17 protein-coding genes and 1 other RNA gene are annotated in these 19,373 nt (G+C 72.7%); 10 read left to right on the top strand and 8 right to left on the bottom strand.

What is annotated here, in order from left to right; all coding sequences use genetic code 11:
- Window positions 1-6: 6 nt before the first annotated feature.
- A complete protein-coding gene (locus AB0302_RS00605) occupies window positions 7-3,783 on the top strand; it encodes a multifunctional oxoglutarate decarboxylase/oxoglutarate dehydrogenase thiamine pyrophosphate-binding subunit/dihydrolipoyllysine-residue succinyltransferase subunit (RefSeq protein WP_366370218.1) in 3,777 nt (1,258 codons plus the stop codon).
- A gap of 22 nt (window positions 3,784-3,805) precedes the next feature.
- Entirely contained in the window at window positions 3,806-4,411 is a 606-nt protein-coding gene (locus AB0302_RS00600) for a GDSL-type esterase/lipase family protein (RefSeq protein ID WP_248115197.1), read from the top strand.
- 227 nt (window positions 4,412-4,638) lie between these two features.
- Here the strand turns inward: AB0302_RS00600 and rsrA are convergent, their stop codons facing one another.
- Together rsrA and AB0302_RS00590 are read right to left on the bottom strand one after the other, a co-directional pair.
- Window positions 4,639-4,914, bottom strand: coding sequence for a mycothiol system anti-sigma-R factor (rsrA, locus tag AB0302_RS00595; protein ID WP_248115198.1), 276 nt, complete (start codon window positions 4,912-4,914; stop codon window positions 4,639-4,641).
- The gene (locus tag AB0302_RS00590; protein WP_366370217.1) at window positions 4,911-5,609 is read right to left on the bottom strand and encodes a sigma-70 family RNA polymerase sigma factor; all 699 of its coding nucleotides are present in this window, start codon (window positions 5,607-5,609) and stop codon (window positions 4,911-4,913) included. Before AB0302_RS00590 ends, rsrA begins: the two co-directional genes overlap by 4 nt.
- A 221-nt stretch (window positions 5,610-5,830) precedes the next feature.
- Between AB0302_RS00590 and aroA the strand changes: the two genes are divergently transcribed.
- The 5 genes from aroA to AB0302_RS00565 are packed head-to-tail and all read left to right on the top strand — an operon-like array spanning window position 5,831 to window position 10,197.
- The gene (gene aroA, locus AB0302_RS00585; protein ID WP_319074774.1) at window positions 5,831-7,240 is read left to right on the top strand and encodes a 3-phosphoshikimate 1-carboxyvinyltransferase; all 1,410 of its coding nucleotides are present in this window, start codon (window positions 5,831-5,833) and stop codon (window positions 7,238-7,240) included.
- Window positions 7,240-8,337, top strand: a complete 1,098-nt coding sequence (gene rsgA, locus AB0302_RS00580) for a GTPase RsgA (protein ID WP_298712893.1) — start codon at window positions 7,240-7,242, stop codon at window positions 8,335-8,337. Before aroA ends, rsgA begins: the two co-directional genes overlap by 1 nt.
- A 20-nt stretch (window positions 8,338-8,357) precedes the next feature.
- Window positions 8,358-9,215 carry a histidinol-phosphatase gene (gene hisN, locus AB0302_RS00575; RefSeq protein WP_319074772.1) on the top strand — a complete coding sequence of 286 codons (858 nt, stop codon included), beginning with the start codon at window positions 8,358-8,360 and terminating at the stop codon, window positions 9,213-9,215.
- The gene (locus tag AB0302_RS00570) at window positions 9,212-9,772 is read left to right on the top strand and encodes a CrcB family protein (RefSeq protein WP_366370216.1); all 561 of its coding nucleotides are present in this window, start codon (window positions 9,212-9,214) and stop codon (window positions 9,770-9,772) included. The genes hisN and AB0302_RS00570 overlap by 4 nt, the downstream gene beginning before the upstream one ends.
- On the top strand, window positions 9,769-10,197 hold the full coding sequence (locus AB0302_RS00565) for a CrcB family protein (protein ID WP_366370215.1): 429 nt from the start codon (window positions 9,769-9,771) through the stop codon (window positions 10,195-10,197). The genes AB0302_RS00570 and AB0302_RS00565 overlap by 4 nt, the downstream gene beginning before the upstream one ends.
- Window positions 10,198-10,274: 77 nt before the next feature.
- Here AB0302_RS00565 and ssrA read toward each other — a convergent pair.
- The 6 genes from ssrA to prfB form a co-directional block, all read right to left on the bottom strand.
- Window positions 10,275-10,645, bottom strand: a transfer-messenger RNA (tmRNA) gene (gene ssrA, locus AB0302_RS00560).
- Between the two features lie 157 nt (window positions 10,646-10,802).
- Complete coding sequence (smpB, locus tag AB0302_RS00555) at window positions 10,803-11,312, bottom strand: SsrA-binding protein SmpB (RefSeq protein WP_298712880.1); 510 nt, start codon at window positions 11,310-11,312, stop codon at window positions 10,803-10,805.
- A gap of 85 nt (window positions 11,313-11,397) precedes the next feature.
- Window positions 11,398-12,075: a CoA transferase subunit B gene (locus AB0302_RS00550; RefSeq protein WP_366370214.1), complete on the bottom strand. Its 678-nt coding sequence runs from the start codon at window positions 12,073-12,075 to the stop codon at window positions 11,398-11,400.
- Window positions 12,072-12,893, bottom strand: coding sequence for a CoA transferase subunit A (locus tag AB0302_RS00545; protein WP_319074767.1), 822 nt, complete (start codon window positions 12,891-12,893; stop codon window positions 12,072-12,074). The genes AB0302_RS00550 and AB0302_RS00545 overlap by 4 nt, the downstream gene beginning before the upstream one ends.
- A 41-nt stretch (window positions 12,894-12,934) precedes the next feature.
- On the bottom strand, window positions 12,935-14,143 hold the full coding sequence (locus AB0302_RS00540) for an acetyl-CoA C-acetyltransferase (protein WP_248115208.1): 1,209 nt from the start codon (window positions 14,141-14,143) through the stop codon (window positions 12,935-12,937).
- 203 nt (window positions 14,144-14,346) lie between these two features.
- On the bottom strand, window positions 14,347-15,480 hold the full coding sequence (prfB, locus tag AB0302_RS00535; protein ID WP_248115209.1) for a peptide chain release factor 2: 1,134 nt from the start codon (window positions 15,478-15,480) through the stop codon (window positions 14,347-14,349).
- A 128-nt stretch (window positions 15,481-15,608) separates the two neighbouring features.
- On the opposite strand from prfB, the gene AB0302_RS00530 reads away from it, so the two are divergent.
- The 3 genes from AB0302_RS00530 to AB0302_RS00520 are packed head-to-tail and all read left to right on the top strand — an operon-like array spanning window position 15,609 to window position 19,151.
- Window positions 15,609-16,364 carry a succinate dehydrogenase cytochrome b subunit gene (locus AB0302_RS00530; protein ID WP_319074764.1) on the top strand — a complete coding sequence of 252 codons (756 nt, stop codon included), beginning with the start codon at window positions 15,609-15,611 and terminating at the stop codon, window positions 16,362-16,364.
- Window positions 16,361-18,385, top strand: coding sequence for a fumarate reductase/succinate dehydrogenase flavoprotein subunit (locus tag AB0302_RS00525; protein WP_366370213.1), 2,025 nt, complete (start codon window positions 16,361-16,363; stop codon window positions 18,383-18,385). Before AB0302_RS00530 ends, AB0302_RS00525 begins: the two co-directional genes overlap by 4 nt.
- Window positions 18,386-18,398: 13 nt before the next feature.
- Window positions 18,399-19,151 carry a succinate dehydrogenase/fumarate reductase iron-sulfur subunit gene (locus AB0302_RS00520; protein ID WP_366370212.1) on the top strand — a complete coding sequence of 251 codons (753 nt, stop codon included), beginning with the start codon at window positions 18,399-18,401 and terminating at the stop codon, window positions 19,149-19,151.
- The last annotated feature ends 222 nt before the right edge of the window (window positions 19,152-19,373 follow it).

Below are 19,373 nucleotides of genomic sequence, written 5' to 3'. Positions count from 1 at the left end.
TGCACAGTGCCAGAACTCACGTCTGATCGGCTCGCGCAGGAGTTCCCCGGGAACGAGAAGCTCGTGGCCGAGATCTACCGGAAGTACCGCGCCGACGAGGGCTCCGTGGATCGTCAGTGGGCACAGATCTTCGCTCGCCTCGAGGCGAGCGCCCCGCAGCAGGCGGCCTCCGCCACGCCGTCGAAGCCCGCCCCCGCGAAGGCCGCCTCGGCCGAGGGCGTCGGCCCGCAGTCCGCCACCGCGCCGTCAGCGAACGCCACCCCGGTCCGCACCGGCGGGGACACCCGCGCCGCGTCCGCGACCGCGACGGCCGCCCCCGCCACCGCCCAGCCGAAGACCGCGCCCGCCAAGACCAGCGCCAAGAAGGCCGCCGCCCAGGCCGTGCCCTCCGAGCCCGCCAAGGACGAGCCCACCGCGGGCGCCTCCACGAAGGAGGAGAAGGCCACCGTGCTCAAGGGCATGGCCAAGGCCGTGGCCTCCAACATGGACGCCTCCCTCTCCATGCCCACCGCCACCACGGTGCGCGACGTGCCCGCCAAGCTGCTCATGGACAACCGCGCCATGATCAACAGCCACCTGGCCCGCACCCGCGGCGGCAAGGTCTCCTTCACGCACCTCATCGGCTACGCGATCGTGCGCGCGCTGAACGAGATGCCCGCCATGAACGTGCTCTACGAGGAGCGCGACGGCAAGCCCACCATGGTGGAGCCCGCCCACGTGAACTTCGGCCTGGCCATCGACCTGCCCAAGCCGGACGGCACGCGCGCGCTCGTGGTCCCCAACGTGAAGGCCGCCGAGACCCTGGACTTCCGCGGCTTCTGGCAGGCCTACGACGACCTGGTCCAGCGCGCCCGCAAGAACAAGCTGACCATGGACGACTACGCCGGCACCACGGTCTCGCTGACCAACCCCGGCGGCATCGGCACGGTGCACTCCGTGCCCCGCCTCTCCAAGGGCCAGGCCGCCATCATCGGCGTCGGTGCCCTCACCTACCCGGCCGCCTTCCAGGGCGCCGCGGAGAGCACCCTCAACGACCTGGCGATCTCCCGCACCATCACGCTGACCTCCACGTACGACCACCGCGTGATCCAGGGCGCCGGCTCGGGCGAGTTCCTCAAGATCATCCACGGCTACCTGCTCGGCGAGGACGGCTTCTACGACGAGGTCTTCCAGTCCCTGCGGATCCCCTACGAGCCCGTCCGCTGGGCCCAGGACGTCCAGGTCAACCCGGACGAGCAGGTCGGCAAGGTCGCCCGCGTGCAGCAGCTCATCCACGCGTACCGGGACCGCGGCCACCTCCTGGCCAACGTGGACCCGCTCGAGTACACGATGCGCACCCACCCGGACCTGGACGTCCGCGAGCACGGCCTCACCCTGTGGGACCTGGACCGCCCGTGGCCCACGGGCGGCTTCGGAGGGCAGTCCACGCTGCCCCTCCGCGCCATCCTCGGCGTGCTGCGGGACGCGTACTGCCGCACCATCGGCGTCGAGTACATGCACATCCAGAACCCGGCCGAGCGCGCCTGGTTCCAGGACCAGCTCGAGCGCCCGTACAACAAGCCGACCCGCGAGGAGCAGCTGCGCATCCTCAGCCGCCTGAACGCGGCCGAGGCCTTCGAGACGTTCCTGCAGACCAAGTACATCGGCCAGAAGCGCTTCTCCCTCGAGGGCGGCGAGTCCCTCATCCCCCTCCTGGACCACATCCTGGGCGACGCCGCGGACGCGGGCATGGACGAGGTGGCGATCGGCATGGCCCATCGCGGCCGTCTGAACGTGCTCACCAACATCGCCGGCAAGACCTACGGCCAGGTGTTCCGGGAGTTCGAGGGCGCCACGCCGAACGGCGCCTCCGGCTCCGGCGACGTGAAGTACCACATGGGCACGGAGGGCACCTTCGTGTCCGACGCCGGCAACAGCACCCGCGTGTACCTCGCCGCCAACCCCTCGCACCTGGAGGCCGTGGACCCGGTCCTGGAGGGCATCGTCCGCGCGAAGCAGGACCGCCTCGACCTCGGCTCGGAGCACCCGGACTCCTTCAGCGTGCTGCCGATCCTGGTGCACGGCGACGCGGCCTTCGCCGGCCAGGGCGTGGTGACCGAGGTGCTCAACCTCTCCCAGCTGCCCGGCTACCGCACCGGCGGCACCGTGCACGTCATCGTCAACAACCAGGTGGGCTTCACGACGCCGCCCTCCCAGGCCCGCTCCTCCGTGTACGCCACGGACGTGGCCAAGAGCATCCAGGCGCCGATCCTCCACGTGAACGGCGACGAGCCGGAGTCCGTGATGCGCGTGGCCCAGCTGGCGTTCGAGTACCGCCAGCGCTTCAACAAGGACGTCGTCATCGACCTCGTGTGCTACCGCCGCCGCGGCCACAACGAGGGCGACGACCCGTCGATGACGCAGCCGCGCATGTACAACCTGATCGAGCAGAAGCGCTCCACCCGCAAGCTGTACGTCGAGTCCCTCGTGGGCCGCGGCGACATCACGCAGGAGGAGGCGGACACCGCGCTGCGGGACTACCAGCAGCAGCTCGAGCGCGTGTTCGCGGAGACCCACGAGTCCAACGCCGACACCTCGGGCACCGGCGGCATCGAGCCCGCGAGCGACCGCGACCGCGCTCCCCAGGCCCCGGCCAAGACGGCCATCTCCCCGGAGACCCTGCGGGCCATCGGCGAGGCGCACCTGGCGACCCCGGAGGACTTCACCGTCCACCCGAAGCTCTCGACCCTGCTGGAGCGCCGCGCCAAGATGGCCGTGGACGGCGGGATCGACTGGGGCTTCGCGGAGCTCGCGGCGTTCGGCTCCCTCCTGATGGAGGGCGTGCCGGTGCGCCTCGCGGGCCAGGACTCGCAGCGCGGCACCTTCACGCAGCGCCACTCGGTGTTCCACGACCGCGTCACGGACGAGGAGTGGACGCCGTTGAAGAACCTCTCGCCGGACCAGGCGAAGTTCTGGGTCTACAACTCGCTGCTCTCCGAGTACGCCGCCCTCGGCTTCGAGTACGGCTACTCGGTGGAGCGCTCCGACGCCCTGGTGCTGTGGGAGGCGCAGTTCGGCGACTTCCTCAACGGCGCGCAGACCGTGATCGACGAGTTCATCTCCTCGGCCGAGCAGAAGTGGTCGCAGAGCTCCTCCGTGGTGCTCCTGCTCCCCCACGGCTACGAAGGCCAGGGGCCGGACCACTCCTCCGCCCGCATCGAGCGCTTCCTGCAGATGTGCGCCGAGGACAACATGCGCGTGGTGAACCCCTCGAACGGCGCGAGCCACTTCCACCTGCTGCGCGAGCAGGCCTACGCCCGCCCGCGCAAGCCGCTGATCGTGTTCACGCCCAAGCAGCTGCTGCGTCTCAAGGCGGCGGCCAACTCGGTGGAGGACTTCACGCAGGGCCGCTTCCAGCCGGTCATCCCGGACGCCGGGGTGGACGCGAAGAAGGTCACGCGCGTGCTCCTGGTCTCCGGCCGGCTGTACTACGACCTCCTGGCCCGCCGCGAGAAGTCCGGCGACGAGACGACCGCGATCGTCCGCGTGGAGCAGCTCTACCCGCTGCCCCTCGAGGAGATCCGCGAGCAGCTCGCCGCCTACGGCGACGCCGAGGTCATGTGGGTGCAGGACGAGCCGGCCAACCAGGGCCCGTGGCCCTTCATGGCCCTCAACCTGGTGCCTCAGCTGGGCCGCGAGGTGCGCCTCGTCTCCCGCCCGGCCTCCGCCTCCACCTCGGCGGGCACGAAGGGCCGGCACGACACCGAGCTGCAGACCCTCCTGGACACCTCGTTCGGCCGCTGAGCCGGCGCGAAAGGACACACCCGTGCAGTCTCGCCAGATCCGGATCGCCGCCGTCGGCGACCACATCCTCGCCGGCGCGGGGGATGCCCGCGCCATCGGGTGGTGGGGTCGCGTGCTTGCCCGCACGTCCGCCCAGGACGTGACCCTCGAGAACTACGTCCTCGCGGTGCCGCATGAGACCACGGAGCAGCTCAACGAGCGCTGGTGGGGCGAGGCCTCGCGGCGGTTCTCCGCCACCACGGAGAATCGCCTCGTGGTGGCCCTCTCGGACGCCGACCTGGACATCGAGGCCTCGTCCTCGGCCCGTTCGCGCCTCAACCTCGCGAACGTGCTGGACACCGCCTCCCAGCGGGACATCCCCGTGCTCGTGGTCGGCCCCACCCCCTCGCTCGACGAGGAGCGCAACGCGCGGCTCGCCGAGCTGAACGCGGCGTACCTGGACGTGGCCGACCGCCGTCGCCACGTGTACGTGGACGCGTTCACGCCGCTCGTGGGCCACGAGCAGTGGCGCTCGGACCTGGCGTCCGGCCAGGGCCTGCCGGGCCAGGCCGGGCACGGGCTGATCGCGTGGCTCGTGCTGCACCGCGGGTGGTACCAGTGGCTGGGCGTCCCGGAGCCCACCGCCTGACGCGCACCGCTCCCGCGGTGTGACAGAATGGACCACTGACCGAAGCCCGCTTCATCGGAGAGGAGACCCCCATGAGCAAGCGTGGACGCAAGCGTCGCGATCGCAAGAAGGGCGGCGCCAACCACGGCAAGCGCCCCAACGCCTGAGCATCGCTCAGCCGCATCGCACGAGAAGGGCCGACCCCCACGGGGTCGGCCCTTCTCGTGCATCGGGGGCGGGTTGCGCCGTCAGCCCCGGTGGTGCGTGGTGGTCACCTGGGTGATGCGAGTCATGATGGTGGCGCGCAGCTGCGCGGGCGCCTTCTCCTGGCAGGACCGCCGCACGGCCGTGCGGATCAGCAGCTCCAGCTCCTGCTGACGGTGGCAGTCGGGGCACTCGTCCACGTGGGCGCGCACCTGCTCGAAGTCCTCCGGCGTCAGGGCGCCGTCGAGGTAGCGGTACAGCTGCTCCATGCGGCGCTCGACCGCCTCGCGGCACTCGCGGCCGCCGTCGTCCTGGGTCATCGCGTGGCCTCCTTCGTGCTCGTCGCCTCGGTGTCCGCCCGGCGGCCCTTGGGACCCATCCCGCGCTCGGCGGCGTAGTCCGTGAGGCGCTCCCGCAGCTGCTTGCGCCCGCGGTGGAGACGGGACATCACCGTGCCGATGGGCACGTCGAGGATCTCGGCGATCTCCTTGTAGGCGAAGCCCTCCACATCGGCGAAGTACACGGCGAGGCGGAACTCCTCGGGGATGGCCTGCAGCGCCGCCTTGACCTCCGAGTCCGGCAGGTGGTCGAGCGCCTCGGTCTCCGCGGAGCGCAGCCCCGTGGAGGTGTGCTCGGCCGCGCGGGCCATCTGCCAGTCCTCCACCGTGTCCGTGTCCGCCTCGAGGGGCTGGCGCTGCCGCTTCCGGTACAGGTTGATGTACGTGTTGGTGAGGATGCGGTAGAGCCAGGCCTTGAGGTTCGTGCCGGGCCGGTACTGGTGGAACGAGGAGTACGCCTTCGTGTAGGCCTCCTGCACCAGGTCCTCGGCGTCCTGCGGATTGCGCGTCATGCGCATCGCGGCCGAGTACAGCTGGTCCACGAACTCGAGGGCGTCACGCTCGAAGCGGGCGCGGCGCTCGGGGTCGGACTCGGCGGCGACGTCGATGCTCGCGAGGTCGTGCTCCGGGGCGTCGGCGGGCCGGGCGATCTGGCGCGCGCTGTCTTCAGTGCTCATCGCCGCCCAGTCTACGGGGGACGGCCGCGGCGCCGACGGCGTCGGTGTGGCCGAGGCGGGCGCGGCCAGCAGTGCGGTGCTCACGGGTGCGGCCTCCTCCCCGGCTCGGGCGGTGCCGGCGGGGTCTCTCCCGCACCGGCCTCTGCTGCCCGGGTACAGCGCGCCCGAGGCGACGCCTATTCCCCCGCCTCGTTCCCCGCGCGCCTCGGTAGGCTGGGCCGGTGACCGAACCCACGCCGCCCCGCCCCTCCGCGCCGTCGGGCGCGCCCTCCTCCACCCCGTCCGTGCCGGACCCGTGGCCGGCGCCGACCACCGCCGGGCCCGTGGTCGGGACGGTGCGCCTGCCGGGGTCCAAGTCCCTCACGAACCGCCTGCTCGTGCTCGCGGCGATCGCGGACGGGCCCTCGGAGCTGCGCGGCGCGCTGGACTCCCGGGACACCCGCCTCATGCGCGCGGCGCTGACGGCGCTCGGCGCGCGCTTCGAGGACGGCGACGACGGCGTCCTGCTCGTACACCCCCTGCCCGTGGGCGAGCCCCTCGCGGGCGAGGTGCACGTGGACTGCGGCCTGGCCGGAACGGTCATGCGCTTCCTCCCGGCGGTGGCCGCGCTGCGCCCCGGACGCGTCGTCCTCGACGGGGACCCGGGCGCCCGCGAGCGGCCCATGGGCCCGCTCGTGGACGGCCTGCGCCAGCTCGGCGTGGGGGTGACCGAGGCCGGGGAGCCGGGCCGGCTCCCGCTGGTGCTGGACACGACGGCCGCGGCCGCCGCCCCGGAGGAGGTCGCCGTGGACGCCGCCGGGTCCTCGCAGTTCCTCTCCGGCCTCCTGCTCTCCGCCGTGCGCCGCCCGGGCGGTCTGACCGTCCGGCACACGGGCTCCCGCGTGCCCAGCCCGGAGCACGTCTCCATGACCGTGGCCGTGCTGCGCGAGCGCGGCGTCCGCGTCGACATCCCCGCCGCGGGGGTGTGGCGCGTACACCCCGGTCCGCTGGCGGGCTTCACCGCCGTCGTCGAGCCGGACCTGTCGAACGCGGGCCCGTTCCTGGCCGCCGCCGTCGTGACCGGGGGGACCGTGACGGTGCCCGACTGGCCCACGGGCACCACGCAGCTCGGCGACCGCTGGCGCTGCATCCTCCCCGCGTTCGGGGCCGACGTGGCCTTCGAGGTCGGGAGCGAGGACCGCTCGCAGGGCGCGCTCACGGTCACCGGCGGCGTCGGAGAGGACGGGGCGCCGCGCGTGACCGGGGCCGGCGAGGTCCCGGACACCGCCGAGCTGGCGCCGACGGTCGCGGCGCTGGCGCTGCTGGCGGAGGGCCCGACGCGCCTGACGGGCATCGCCCATCTGCGCGGGCACGAGACGGACCGGCTCGCGGCCCTCGCCGCGGAGGCCGCCCGCTTCGGCGTCGAGGTCGAGGAGGGCGCGGACGAGCTGGGCTTCCCCGGCCTGGACGCGTCGGGGTCCCTGAGGCCTGCGCTCGCCGAGACCTACCACGACCACCGGATGGCGACGTTCGCCGCCGTCATCGGGCTGCGGGTGCCGGGCACGCGCGTGCACGACGTGGCCACCACCGCGAAGACCATGCCGGGCTTCCCCGCCCTGTGGGCGGCGCTCGTGGGCGGGGAGGAGGCCTGATGGGACGGCGGCTGGACCCCACGGCGTGGGACGAGGCGGACATCCGCGAGCGTCCCTCCAAGCGCGGCACTCGACCGCGCACGAAGGAGCGGCCCGCGCACGAGGACGCGCAGACCGGCATGGTGACGACGGTCGACCGCGGCCGGTACACCGTGGTGCTCCCGGACCGCCTCGACGAGCGGATCACCGCGATGCGCGCCCGCGAGCTGCGGCGCACCCCGATCGCCACCGGCGACCGGGTCGCCGTCGTGGGGGACCTCTCCGGCGACGACGGCACGCTGGCCCGCGTGGTGCGCGTGGAGGACCGGGGCACGGTGCTGCGCCGCTCGGCCGACGACTCGGACGAGGTGGAGCGCGTGGTGGTGGCCAACGCCGACACCCTGATGATCATGGTGGCCGCGGCCAATCCGGAGCCGCGCACCGGCTTCATCGACCGCGCCCTCGTGGCCTGCTACGACGCCGGCATCCACCCCGTCCTGCTCATCACCAAGACGGACCTGCGGGATCCGGCCGAGCTCGTGGCGCACTACGAGTCCCTCGACCTCGAGGTCATGACCTCCGGCGCCTCGACCTTCGAGGCGGAGACCGGGGACACCGAGCTGGACGGGAGCCTCGTGGACCGCGTGGCCCAGCGGCTCGAGGGCCACGTCGCCGCGTTCGTGGGCCCGTCCGGCGTGGGCAAGTCCACGCTGCTCAACGCCCTCACCGGCGCCACGCGCGCCACGGGGCACGTCAACGCGGTCACGGGCCGGGGCCGGCACACCTCCTCCTCCGCGCTGGCCCTCCCCCTCACCGACGCCCACGGCGCCCCCCTGCCCGACACGTGGGTGGTGGACACCCCCGGCATCCGCTCGTTCGGCCTCGGCTGGGTGGACCCGGACCGCGTGGTGGAGGCGTTCGGCGACCTCGCCGGCGGCCTCGAGGACTGTTCCCGCGGGTGCACGCACGGCGCGGACTCCCCCGGCTGCGGCCTCGACCCGTGGGTCGCCGCCGGACACGCGGGCGCGGCGGGTCCGGCGCGACTGGCCTCGCTGCGGCGCCTGCTCGGCAACCGGTCCACGGCCGAGGGCGAGACCTCCGCCTCCTCCGAGGACTGAGGCGGTATAGCGTGGCACCCATGGAGAGCACCGGACAGACGAACGGGCGGGACCTCACGGAGGACCTGCGCCTGGCCCACATGCTGGCCGACAACGTGGACTCGATCACCATGGCCCGCTTCAAGGCCCAGGACCTCCAGGTCAGCACCAAGCCGGACCTCACCCCCGTCTCGGACGCGGACCGCGCCGCCGAGGAGTCCATCCGCGCCACCCTGGCGAAGGCCCGTGCGCGGGACACCGTGCTCGGCGAGGAGTTCGGCGGCCGCTTCAGTCGGGTCGGGCGCCAGTGGGTCGTGGACCCGATCGACGGCACGAAGAACTTCGTGCGCGGCGTGCCCGTGTGGGCCACCCTGATCTCCCTGCTGGTGGACGGCGAGCCGGTGGTCGGCGTCGTGTCCGCCCCCGCGCTGCACCGCCGCTGGTGGGCCGCCTCCGGGCAGGGCGCCTTCACGGGCACCTCGCTCATGCGCTCCGAGCGCATCCACGCCTCCTCCGTGGACCGGCTCTCCGACGCCTCGCTCTCCTTCTCCTCCCTCGAGGGCTGGCGCGAGCGCGGGTCCATCCGCGAGTTCCTCCAGCTGACCTCGGACGTGTGGCGCGTGCGCGGCTTCGGCGACTTCTGGTCCTACATGCTCGTGGCCGAGGGCGCGGTGGACATCGCGGCCGAGCCCGAGCTCGCGCTGCACGACATGGCCGCGCTCGTGCCGATCGTGCGCGAGGCTGGCGGCCGCTTCACCTCCCTCGAGGGCGAGGACGGTCCCTTCGGCGGCAACGCGCTCGTGACCAACGGGCTGCTGCATGACGAGGTCCTGGCGCGGCTGCGCCTGGCCGACGACGACGGCCCGTGGGGCGCCGAGGACGGGACCACGCACGCATGACCGCCCGGCGCGTGGCGGAGCCGGACGGGCCGCGCAGCGTGCTCCCCGCCGTCGCGCTCGGCGGATCCGCGGGCGCGGCGTGCGGCGCGGCGCTGAGCTCCGCGACCACGGCGTGGGTGGCCACGGCCGCGGCCGGCCCCTCCGGCCTGAGCGTGGCCGGCCCGACGGGCGCCCTGGTGCACACGCTCTCCTCCGCAGCGCCGCTGCTCGCGGTGAACGTGTCCGGCTCGTTCCTGCTGGGCCTGCTGTGGGCCCGCTCGCGGCGCGCGGGCCCACAGTGGCGGCCCCGCCTCGTGGCCGGGCTCGGCACCGGGTTCCTCGGGTCCTTCACCACGATCGCCTCGGCCGTGGCGCTCGTGATCGGTCCCCTCCAGTGGGGCATGGACGCCGTCAGCGCCGTGCCCTCCGGCATCGACGGCGCACTGGGCGCCGCCGCCCTCCTGGGCCCCGTGCTGGTGGTCCTCGTCCTGCTGGCAACGCTCTCGACGGCAGCCGCCGTCCTCGGGCTCCGGCTGGGCGGCGCGCCCGCGCCGGACCGTGGAGCAGGTGCGGCATGACGGCTCCCTCACCGGCCGAGGCCGTGCTCTACTCGGCACTGGGCTTGGCGGCGCTGGCCCTCGGAGGAGCCCTCGGCGCGCCTCTGCGCCTGGTGCTCGAACGGCATCTCTCCCGGCGCGGCCTCCTCGTGGCCAACACCCTGGCCGCCCTCGTGCTCGGCCTCTCGATGGGCCTGCCCACGGCGAACCTGCTCGTCGAGCGTCACCTCCTGGGCGCGGCCGTGCTCCTCGGCGCGGCCCTCGTGAGCGGCTTCTGCCTCGCCCTCGGCACGTGGTCCACGGTGGCCGGGTGGACCGCCGACGCCGTCCTGGCCTCCCGCTGGGGCGAGGCTGTCCGGACCTGGGCGGCCCACCTCGGGCTGGGGCTGGCGGCCGTCATCGGGGGCTGGGGTGCGGGACACGCCCTGTCCGCCGCGCTGGGCTGAGACCCGTCGGCGAGGGACGGCGACCCCGGAACGCACGAAGGCCCCGAGACACATGTCTCGGGGCCTTCGCCTGTGGTGAGTGGAGCCGGCGGGAATTGAACCCGCGTCCGATGTGGTGTTGCCAGGTCTTCTCCGGGCGCAGTCTGCTATGGGTGTTGCTCGGCCCTGTCCGTCCCGCAGACGGGCGGACAACCCGGGCCCAGCCGGATTGATGTCGGCATCACGACCCCCGGCGAGGGTGATGCCCAGTGGCTATCTAGCTGACGCCATGGTCCGGGACGACAGCGATCCCGGGATGACGGACTCGATCACTGATCAGGCAGCGAGAGCGAAGTCAGTGCGCTTAGAAGTGGCACTTATTGTTGTGCAGAGAGCGTTGACGAGATGACTCTGCATCCTCGGCCCGCTTCTCCCGACGCGACACACACCGTCGAAACCGATCGGCCCCTGGGGGCGACTCCTCTATGAGGTTGTCAATCACCACTCGCGCGAACCCGCCTGAACGGGCCTGCGAGATGGACAACGTACCACGGGCGGGGATCATTCCCGCAAGGGGGCCTCGCGCGCGCCCGGGTGTCGGCCGTCCGGGTGCCGGCCGCCTCCGCTCAGGCCGCGCGGCGGTTGCGGGCCCGCATGGCGCGCTGCGCCTCGCGGGCGTCCTGCTTCTCGCGCAGCACGTGGCGCTTGTCGTACTCCCGGTTGCCGCGCGCGATCCCGATCTCCACCTTGACCCGGCCGTCCAGGAAGTACAGCTGCAGCGGCACGATGGTCAGGCCCGACTCCTGGATCTCACGGCTGATCTTGATCAGCTCCGCACGGTGCAGGAGGAGCTTGCGGCGCCGGCGGGCGGCGTGGTTGGTCCACGAGCCGTTGAGGTACTCGGGGATGTACACCTGCTCCAGGAACAGCTCGTCCCGGTAGAACACGGCGAACCCGTCCACCAGGGACGCCTTGCCCTCGCGCAGCGACTTCACCTCTGTGCCGGTCAGGACCAAGCCGGCCTCGTAGGTGTCGAGGATGGTGTAGTCGTGCCGGGCCTTGCGGTTGGAGGCGATCACCATGCGCTCGCCGGGGGCCGGCTGCTTGGCGGGCTTCCCCTTCGCGTTCTTTCCCATGGTTCCACTCCTCTCGCCTGGTCGCGTCCTTCCGACGACGACGGTCGCGCCCGGAACGGGCGCGACCGTCCATGCTACAGGCGGCTCAGCCCAGCGGCGCGCCGGTGAGCGCGCGGACCTGCTCCTCGGTCACGCCGGGAGCGGTCTCCACGAGCGTGAGCTCGGGCTGCTCCGGGGTGCCGACGACGTCGATCACCGCGAGGTCGGTGATGATGCGGTCCACGACCGCCCGGCCGGTCCGCGGCAGCGAGCACTGCGCGACGATCTTGGGCGTGCCGTCCTTGGAGACGTGGTCCATCATGACGATCACGCGGCCGGCGCCGTGGACGAGGTCCATCGCGCCGCCCATGCCCTTGACCATCTTGCCCGGCACCATCCAGTTGGCCAGGTCGCCGGCGGCGGAGACCTCCATGCCGCCCAGCACGGCGACGTCGATCTTGCCGCCGCGGATCATGCCGAAGCTCATCGCGGAGTCGAAGAAGGACGCGCCCGGGCTCACCGTGACGGTCTCCTTGCCGGCGTTGATGAGGTCCGGGTCCACGTGGGCCTCGTCCGGGTACGGGCCGACGCCGAGGATCCCGTTCTCCGACTGCAGCACCACGGTGCGACCCTCGGGGATGTGGTTCGGGATGAGCGTGGGCATGCCGATGCCGAGGTTCACGTAGGCGCCGTCCGGCAGCTCCTGCGCGGCACGGGCGGCCATCTGGTCCCGGGTGAGGCCCTGGGGGGCGGACTGCTGGGCCGGGGTGGTCTGCTCGGTCATCGGGTCTCCTCCTGGGCCTCGGCCGGGGCCTGGCGCACGGTGCGCTTCTCGATCGGCTTCTCGATGTCCGTGCCGACCTCCACGATCCGGTGCACGAACACTCCCGGCAGGTGGACCTCGTCCGGGTCGATCTCCCCGGGCTCCACGAGCTCCTCCACCTGTGCGATGCACACGCGCCCGGCCATCGCGGCGGGCACGGAGAACTGGCGGGCGGCCTTGTTGAAGACGAGGTTGCCGTGCCGGTCCCCCTTCTTCGCGTGCACGAGCGCGACGTCCGTGACGATGGACTCCTCGAGCACGTAGACCTGGCGCTCGGCCGGATCGACGCTGACGTACTGCTCCCCCAGCACGAACGTGTCCGTCGGCTTGGCCTCCGAGGCCTTCACCACGTTCCCCTCGGCGTCGTAGCGCATGGGCAGGCCGCCCTCGGCGACCTGCGTGCCCACGCCCGAGCGGGTGTAGAACGCCGGGATGCCGGAGCCGCCGGCGCGCAGCTTCTCCGCGAGGGTGCCCTGCGGCACGAGCTCCACCTCAAGCTCGCCCTCGAGGTACTGGCGGGCGAACTCCTTGTTCTCCCCCACGTACGAGCTGGTCATCTTGCGGATGCGCTGCGCCGAGAGCAGGACCCCCAGCCCCCAGCCGTCGACGCCGCAGTTGTTCGAGACGACGGAGAGGTCGTCGGCGCCCTGCTCGAGGAGGGCCTCGACGAGCTGGATGGGGTTGCCGGAGAGGCCGAACCCGCCGACGGCGAGCGAGGCGCCGGACGGGATGTCCGCCACCGCCTCGGCCGGGGTGGCGACGGTCTTGTCGAGGGCCATGGGACTCCTTCGTGGGCGGGACGGGTCGTGGCGGTGCCGCGTCAGCGGAACAGGATGAGGGCCTCGCCCTGACCGCCGCCGCCGCACAGGGCCACGGCGGTGCGGCCGGAGCCGCGGCGGTCCAGCTCGAGGGCGGCGTGCAGGGCCAGGCGGGCGCCGGAGGCGCCGATGGGGTGACCCAGGGCGATCGCGCCGCCGTGGATGTTGCACTGCTCGGCGGAGTAGTCCAGGTCCTTGAGCGACTGCAGAGACACCGCGGCGAACGCCTCGTTGATCTCGATGAAGTCGAGGTCGGAGGCCTCCCAGCCCTGCTTGGCCAGTGCCGCGGAGATCGCGTCCGAGGGCTGGGAGTGCAGCTGGGAGTCCTTCGGGCCCGCGGTCTGGCCGGGGGCCCCGATGGTGGCGAGGATCGTCAGGCCGTGCTCCTCGGCGTAGGCGCGGGAGGTCACGACGACGGCGGCGGCGCCGTCCGAGAGCGGCGACGCGTTGCCGGCGGTGATGGTGCCCTCCTTCGCGAAGGCGGGGCGGAGCTTCGCCAGAGTCTCGGCGGTGGTGTCGGCGCGGACGCCCTCGTCCGCGGAGACCACCACCGGCTCGCCCTTGCGCTGCGGGATCTCGATCGGGGCGATCTCGCCCTCGAAGACGCCGTCGGCCTGCGCGGCGGCGGCACGCTGGTGGGACCCGGCCGCGATCTCGTCCTGGGCCGCCCGGTCGAGGCCTCGCTCGCCGTTGCCGGACTCGGTCAGCTCGCCCATGGCCTCCTTGGTCAGGGCGTCCGTGAGGCCGTCGTAGGCCACGGAGTCGAGCACGGTGACCTCGCCGTACTTGTAGCCGGCGCGCGCCTTGGGCAGCAGGTGCGGGGCGTTGGTCATGGACTCCTGGCCGCCGGCCACCACGACGTCGGCGTCGCCGAGGCGGATGAGGCGTGCGGCGTCGATGATCGCGGTGAGGCCGGAGAGGCAGACCTTGTTGACGGTCATGGCGGGGACCGTCCAGGGCAGGCCCGCGGCGAGCGAGGACTGGCGCGCGGGGTTCTGCCCCTGCCCGGCCTGGACGACCTGGCCCATGATGACGGTGTCCACCTCGTCCGCGCCGACGCCGGCCCGCTCGAGCGCGTGCCTGATCGCGTGGGCGCCGAGGTCCATGGCGGTCAGGGAGGCCTGGCCGCCGAGCAGGCGGGTGAACGGGGTGCGGGCGCCGCCCACGATCACGGCGTCGGCGGGCTGCGGGGCGGGGTGCTCGGTGGTCATCAGGATCCTCCAGCGGGGGCGGGCCCGGCGTCGCGGGCTCAGTGAATGGCGATGAACTGAGATCACCGCCAGTGTATGGCGCAGGTCATGTTCGGGCCAGCCGCGTCCGGCATCGGCTCCCCGACGACGACGCCGGCCCGCACCTTCGCTGCGGAAGGTGCGGGCCGGCGTCGGGACCCGGGGGTGAGGCGCCCCGGGAGGGATCAGGCCTGCTCGGCCTCGTCGCGGGCGATCTGGGCCTGCTCGGCGCGCCAGCGGATGCCGGCGTCGATGAAGTCGGTGATCTGACCGTCGAACACGGAGGCGGGGTTGCCCTCCTCGTGGCCCGTGCGCAGATCCTTGACCATCTGGTACGGGTTCAGCACGTAGGAGCGCATCTGGTCGCCCCAGGACGCCTTCACGTCGCCGGCCATCTCCTTCTTCTTCGCGTTCTCCTCGGCCTTGCGCTGCAGGAGCAGGCGGGACTGGAGGACGCGCAGGGCGGCGGCGCGGTTCTGGATCTGGGACTTCTCGTTCTGCATGGAGACGACGATGCCCGTGGGGATGTGCGTCATGCGAACAGCAGAGTCCGTGGTGTTCACGGACTGGCCGCCGGGGCCCGAGGAGCGGAACACGTCCACCTTGATCTCGGACTCGGGGATCTCGATGGAGTCGTCCGACTCGATGAGCGGCACGACCTCGACGGCGGCGAAGGAGGTCTGGCGGCGGCCCTGGTTGTCGAAGGGGCTGATGCGCACCAGGCGGTGCGTGCCGGCCTCCACGGAGAGGGTGCCGAACGCGAAGGGCGCGTTGACCTCGAAGGTCACGGACTTCAGGCCCGCCTCCTCCGCGTAGGCGGTGTCCATGACCTTGGTGGACCAGCCCTTCTGCTCGGCCCAGCGCAGGTACATGCGCATGAGGGTCTCGGCGAAGTCGGCGGCGTCCACGCCGCCGGCGCCGGCGCGGATGGTGATCACGGCGTCGCGCTGGTCGTACTCGCCGCTGAGCAGCGTGACGACCTCGAGCTCATCGAGGGTCTTGCGGATGCCGACGAGCTCTTCGTCCGCCTCCACCAGCAGGTCCGGCTCGCCCTCCTCGGTGGCCAGCTCCACGAGGCTCTCCAGGTCCCCGATGCGGTCCGCGAGCGAGGTGATGCGCTTGAGGTCCGCCTGGCGGTGGGAGAGCTTGGAGGTCACCTTCTGGGCCGCCTCGGGATCGTCCCAGAGGTCCGGCGCGGAGGCCTGGGCCTCGAGGGTATCGATGTCCGCCTTGATGCGCTCGACATCCGAGACCTGCTCGATGGAGGCGAGGGTGTGGCGCAGAGCGTCGATCTCTGCGGAGAAGTCAGTGTCAGCCATGGTGGGGCGAGTCTACCGCGCGGGGTGGGGCGGGGGTGGGGCGACGTCGGCGGCCCGGTCACGGACGATCCCGCCCAGGTCAGCGGGCATAGACTCACAGGGCAGTCACCGAACCGCCGGGAGTCGCCATGGCACAGTCCACCGTCCGCCGTCCCGCCGCTGCGCCGAAGGGCCCCGGGGTCCGCGCGACCCCGGTCCGCCACGGCCCCTCGAACGCCCTGCTGAAGGTGGTCATGGCCCTCACGGGTGCCGTCTTCACCGCGTTCGTGTTCGTGCACATGATCGGCAACCTGAAGGTCTACCAGGGCGCCGAGCACTTCAACGCCTACGCCCACTGGCTGCGCGCCGCGTTCGAGCCCGTCCTCCCCCACGAGGGCCTGCTCTGGATCCTGCGGGCGTTCCTCCTCCTGTGCCTCATCGGCCACGTGTGGGCCGCCGCGCTGATCGTGATCCGGGCCCGGCGCGCTCGGGGCCCGCACCCGCGGAGAAGGATCCGGCCCGGCTCGTGGCTGACGCGCGCGATGCCCACCACGGGCGTCGTGCTGCTCCTCTTCCTGGTCTTCCACGTGCTCGACCTGACGCTGGGGGCCCGGCCCGCGGCGCCCGACGTGTTCCAGGCCGCGACGCCCGAAGCGAGCAGCGCCTATGCCAACGTGATCGCCAGCTTCAGCCGCTGGCCCGCCTCGCTCGTCTACATCCTGGCCATGCTGGCCCTCGCGGCGCACCTCATCCACGGGATCGTGGCCATGGTGGCGGACCTCGGCATCGCCGGCGGACCCCGCTTCTGGCGCGTCCTGAAGCTGATCGCCCTGGTGCTCGGCCTCGTGATCGCGATCGGCAACATCACCATCCCCCTCGCCGTCCTGACGGGAGCCCTCGCATGAGCAGCCGCGCCGCCGACCACACCGTCGACCTCTCCTCGCGGGAGGCCACCCGACCCGCGGCCCCGCCCACCACTGCCCCCGCCGCCCCCTTCGTCCTCGACGGCCGCGCCCCCGACGGCGACCCGGCCACCGCCTGGACCCGGCGCAAGCTCGAGTACAAGCTGGTCAGCCCGCTGAACCGCCGCAGGTTCACCGTGGTCGTGGTGGGCACCGGCCTGGCCGGGGCCGGCTGCGCCGCGGCGCTCGGCGAGCTGGGCTACCACGTCGTGAACTACACGATCCACGACTCCCCGCGTCGCGCCCACTCCGTGGCCGCACAGGGCGGCATCAACGCCGCGCGCGGCCGCAAGGTGGACAACGACTCGCTCGGGCGCTTCGTGAAGGACACCGTCAAGGGCGGTGACTTCCGCGCCCGCGAGGCCGACTGCTTCCGCCTGGCCGAGGAGTCCGTCCGTGTGATCGACCATGCCGACGCCCTCGGTGCGCCCTTCGCCCGCGAGTACGGCGGTCAGCTGCGCACGCGCTCCTTCGGCGGCGTGCAGGTCTCCCGCACGTACTACACCCGTGGGCAGACCGGCCAGCAGATGGAGGTCTCCGCCACCAAGGCCCTCCTGCGCCAGGTGGCCGCCGGGACGGTGGAGCTGCGCACGCGCCGCGAGATGCTCGACCTGATCGTGGAGGACGGCCGGGCGCGGGGCGTCGTCGTCCGCAACCTGCTCACGGGCGAGGTCGAGGCGCAGACCGCCCACGCCGTGGTGCTGGCCACGGGCGGCTACGGGAGCGTGTTCCGCCAGTCCACACTCGCCAAGAACTCGAACGTGACGGCCGCCTGGCGCGCACACCGGCGCGGAGCACTGTTCGCCTCGCCGTCCTTCATCCAGTTCCACCCCACCGCGCTGCCGGTGAGCTCGCGCTGGCAGTCCAAGACCACGCTCATGAGCGAGTCCCTGCGCAACGACGGCCGCATCTGGGTGCCCGCCCGCGCCGGGGACGACCGCCCGGCGAACGAGATCCCCGAGGGCGAGCGCGACTACTACCTCGAGCGCAAGTACCCGGCCTACGGCAACCTCGCCCCGCGCGACATCTCCTCCCGCGCCGCGCGCGAGCAGATCATCGCCGGCCACGGCGTGGGCCCCCTGAGGAACAGCGTGTACCTCGACTTCCGGGATGCGATCGAGCGTCTGGGCGTGGAGACCATCAAGGAGCGCTACGGCAACCTGTTCGAGATGTACCGCGACGCCACCGGCGAGGACCCGTACACCGTGCCCATGCGCATCGCTCCCGGCGCCCACTTCGCGATGGGCGGGCTCTGGAGCGACTACGACCTGATGACGTCCGTCCCCGGCCTGTTCGTGGGCGGCGAGGCCGGCTGGGCCTATCACGGGGCCAACCGCCTCGGCGCGAACTCCCTGCTCTCGGCGTGCGTGGACGGCTGGTTCACCCTCCCCTACGCCGTGCCGAACTTCCTCGCGGACCACCTCCACGAGCCGCTCCTGGACGCGGACGCGCCCGCGGTGCGCGACGCCGTCGCGGGGGTGCAGGACCGGACCCGGCGCCTGCTGGAGATCCGCGGCACGCACTCCGCGGACCACTTCCACGCCGAGCTCGGCGAGATCCTCTACGAAGGCTGCGGCGTGAGCCGCACGGCTGCGGGCCTGGCCGAGGCACTGCGGCGGATCCGCGCGCTGCGCGAGCAGTTCTGGACCGACCTGCGCGTGCCCGGCACGGGCGAGCAGCTCAACCAGGAGCTCGAGCGCGCCGGGCGCGTGGCCGACTTCCTGGACATGGGCGAGCTCATGTGCCGGGACGCCCTGGACCGCGAGGAGTCCTGCGGCGCCCACTTCCGCGAGGAGCACCAGACCCCCGAGGGCGAGGCACTGCGCGACGACGACGCCTGGCGCTTCGTCTCCGCCTGGGAGCACGTGCCCGGCGACGACGACGTGCACCCCGGCGAGCCGGTGCGTCACATCGAACCCCTCGACTTCACCACGGTGAAGCTGCAGACCCGCGACTACCGGTGAGGACGGACGCACCATGAGACTGACCCTGGAGATCTGGCGGCAGGACTCCCCCGCCGCCGAGGGACGCTTCGAGACGTACGTGGTGGAGGACGCCACCGAGGAGATGTCCCTGCTCGAACTGCTGGACCGCGTCAACGAGCAGCTCGTGGAGGAGGGCCTCGAACCGGTGGCGTTCGACTCGGACTGCCGCGAGGGCATCTGCGGCGCGTGCGGCATCACCGTGGACGAGCGCCCGCACGGGCCCGTGGCCAACACGCCGTCCTGCCGCCAGCACCTGCGCTCCTACCGGGACGGCGACCGCATCCGCCTCGAGCCGTTCCGGTCCGACGCCTTCCCGGTGCAGCGCGACCTGGTGGTGGACCGCGGCGCCCTGGACCGCGTGGTGGCCTCGGGCGGCTTCGTGGGAGTCGACGTCGGCACCGCGCCGGACGCGGACGCGCGCCAGATCCCCTTCCGCACCGCCGAGAAGGCGCTCGACTTCGCGGCGTGCATCCAGTGCGGCGCGTGCGTGGCCGCCTGTCCCAACGGGTCCTCGCACCTCTTCACCGGATCGCTGCTGGAGCACCTCGCCACGCTCCCCCAGGGCCAGCCGGAGCGCGGCCGCCGCGCGCTGAGCATCACCGCGACGGCGGACGCCGAGTTCGGCCCCTGCTCCGTGTACGGCGAGTGCGCCCAGGTGTGCCCGGCCGACATCCCGCTCTCCGCCATCAGCGCGGTGAACCGGGAGGCCGTGCGCGCGCGGCTGCGCGGCGGCCGCGACGACTGACCGGCCGAGCGCCCGCACCCGGCACCCGGCACCCGGTGAGCCTGGTCTCACCGGGTGCCGGGAGCGCCTCGGAGATCCCCGCCGAGAGTAGATTTGTCCGTGTCAGAACCCGCACATCCGCGTCAACTCCGTGAGGGGATGAGCCGCATGGCTTCTTCCGTTTCCCCGTCCGCCGCCGCCCCGAACGGCTCTGTCACCGAGAAGGGCGCGGGCGCCGGAACA

Source organism: Micrococcus sp. NPDC078436 (assembly GCF_040702705.1).
Taxonomy (GTDB): Bacteria; Actinomycetota; Actinomycetes; order Actinomycetales; family Micrococcaceae; genus Micrococcus.
The sequence above is the reverse complement of the archived record's forward strand: the minus strand, read 5'-3'. Positions and strand labels throughout refer to the sequence as shown.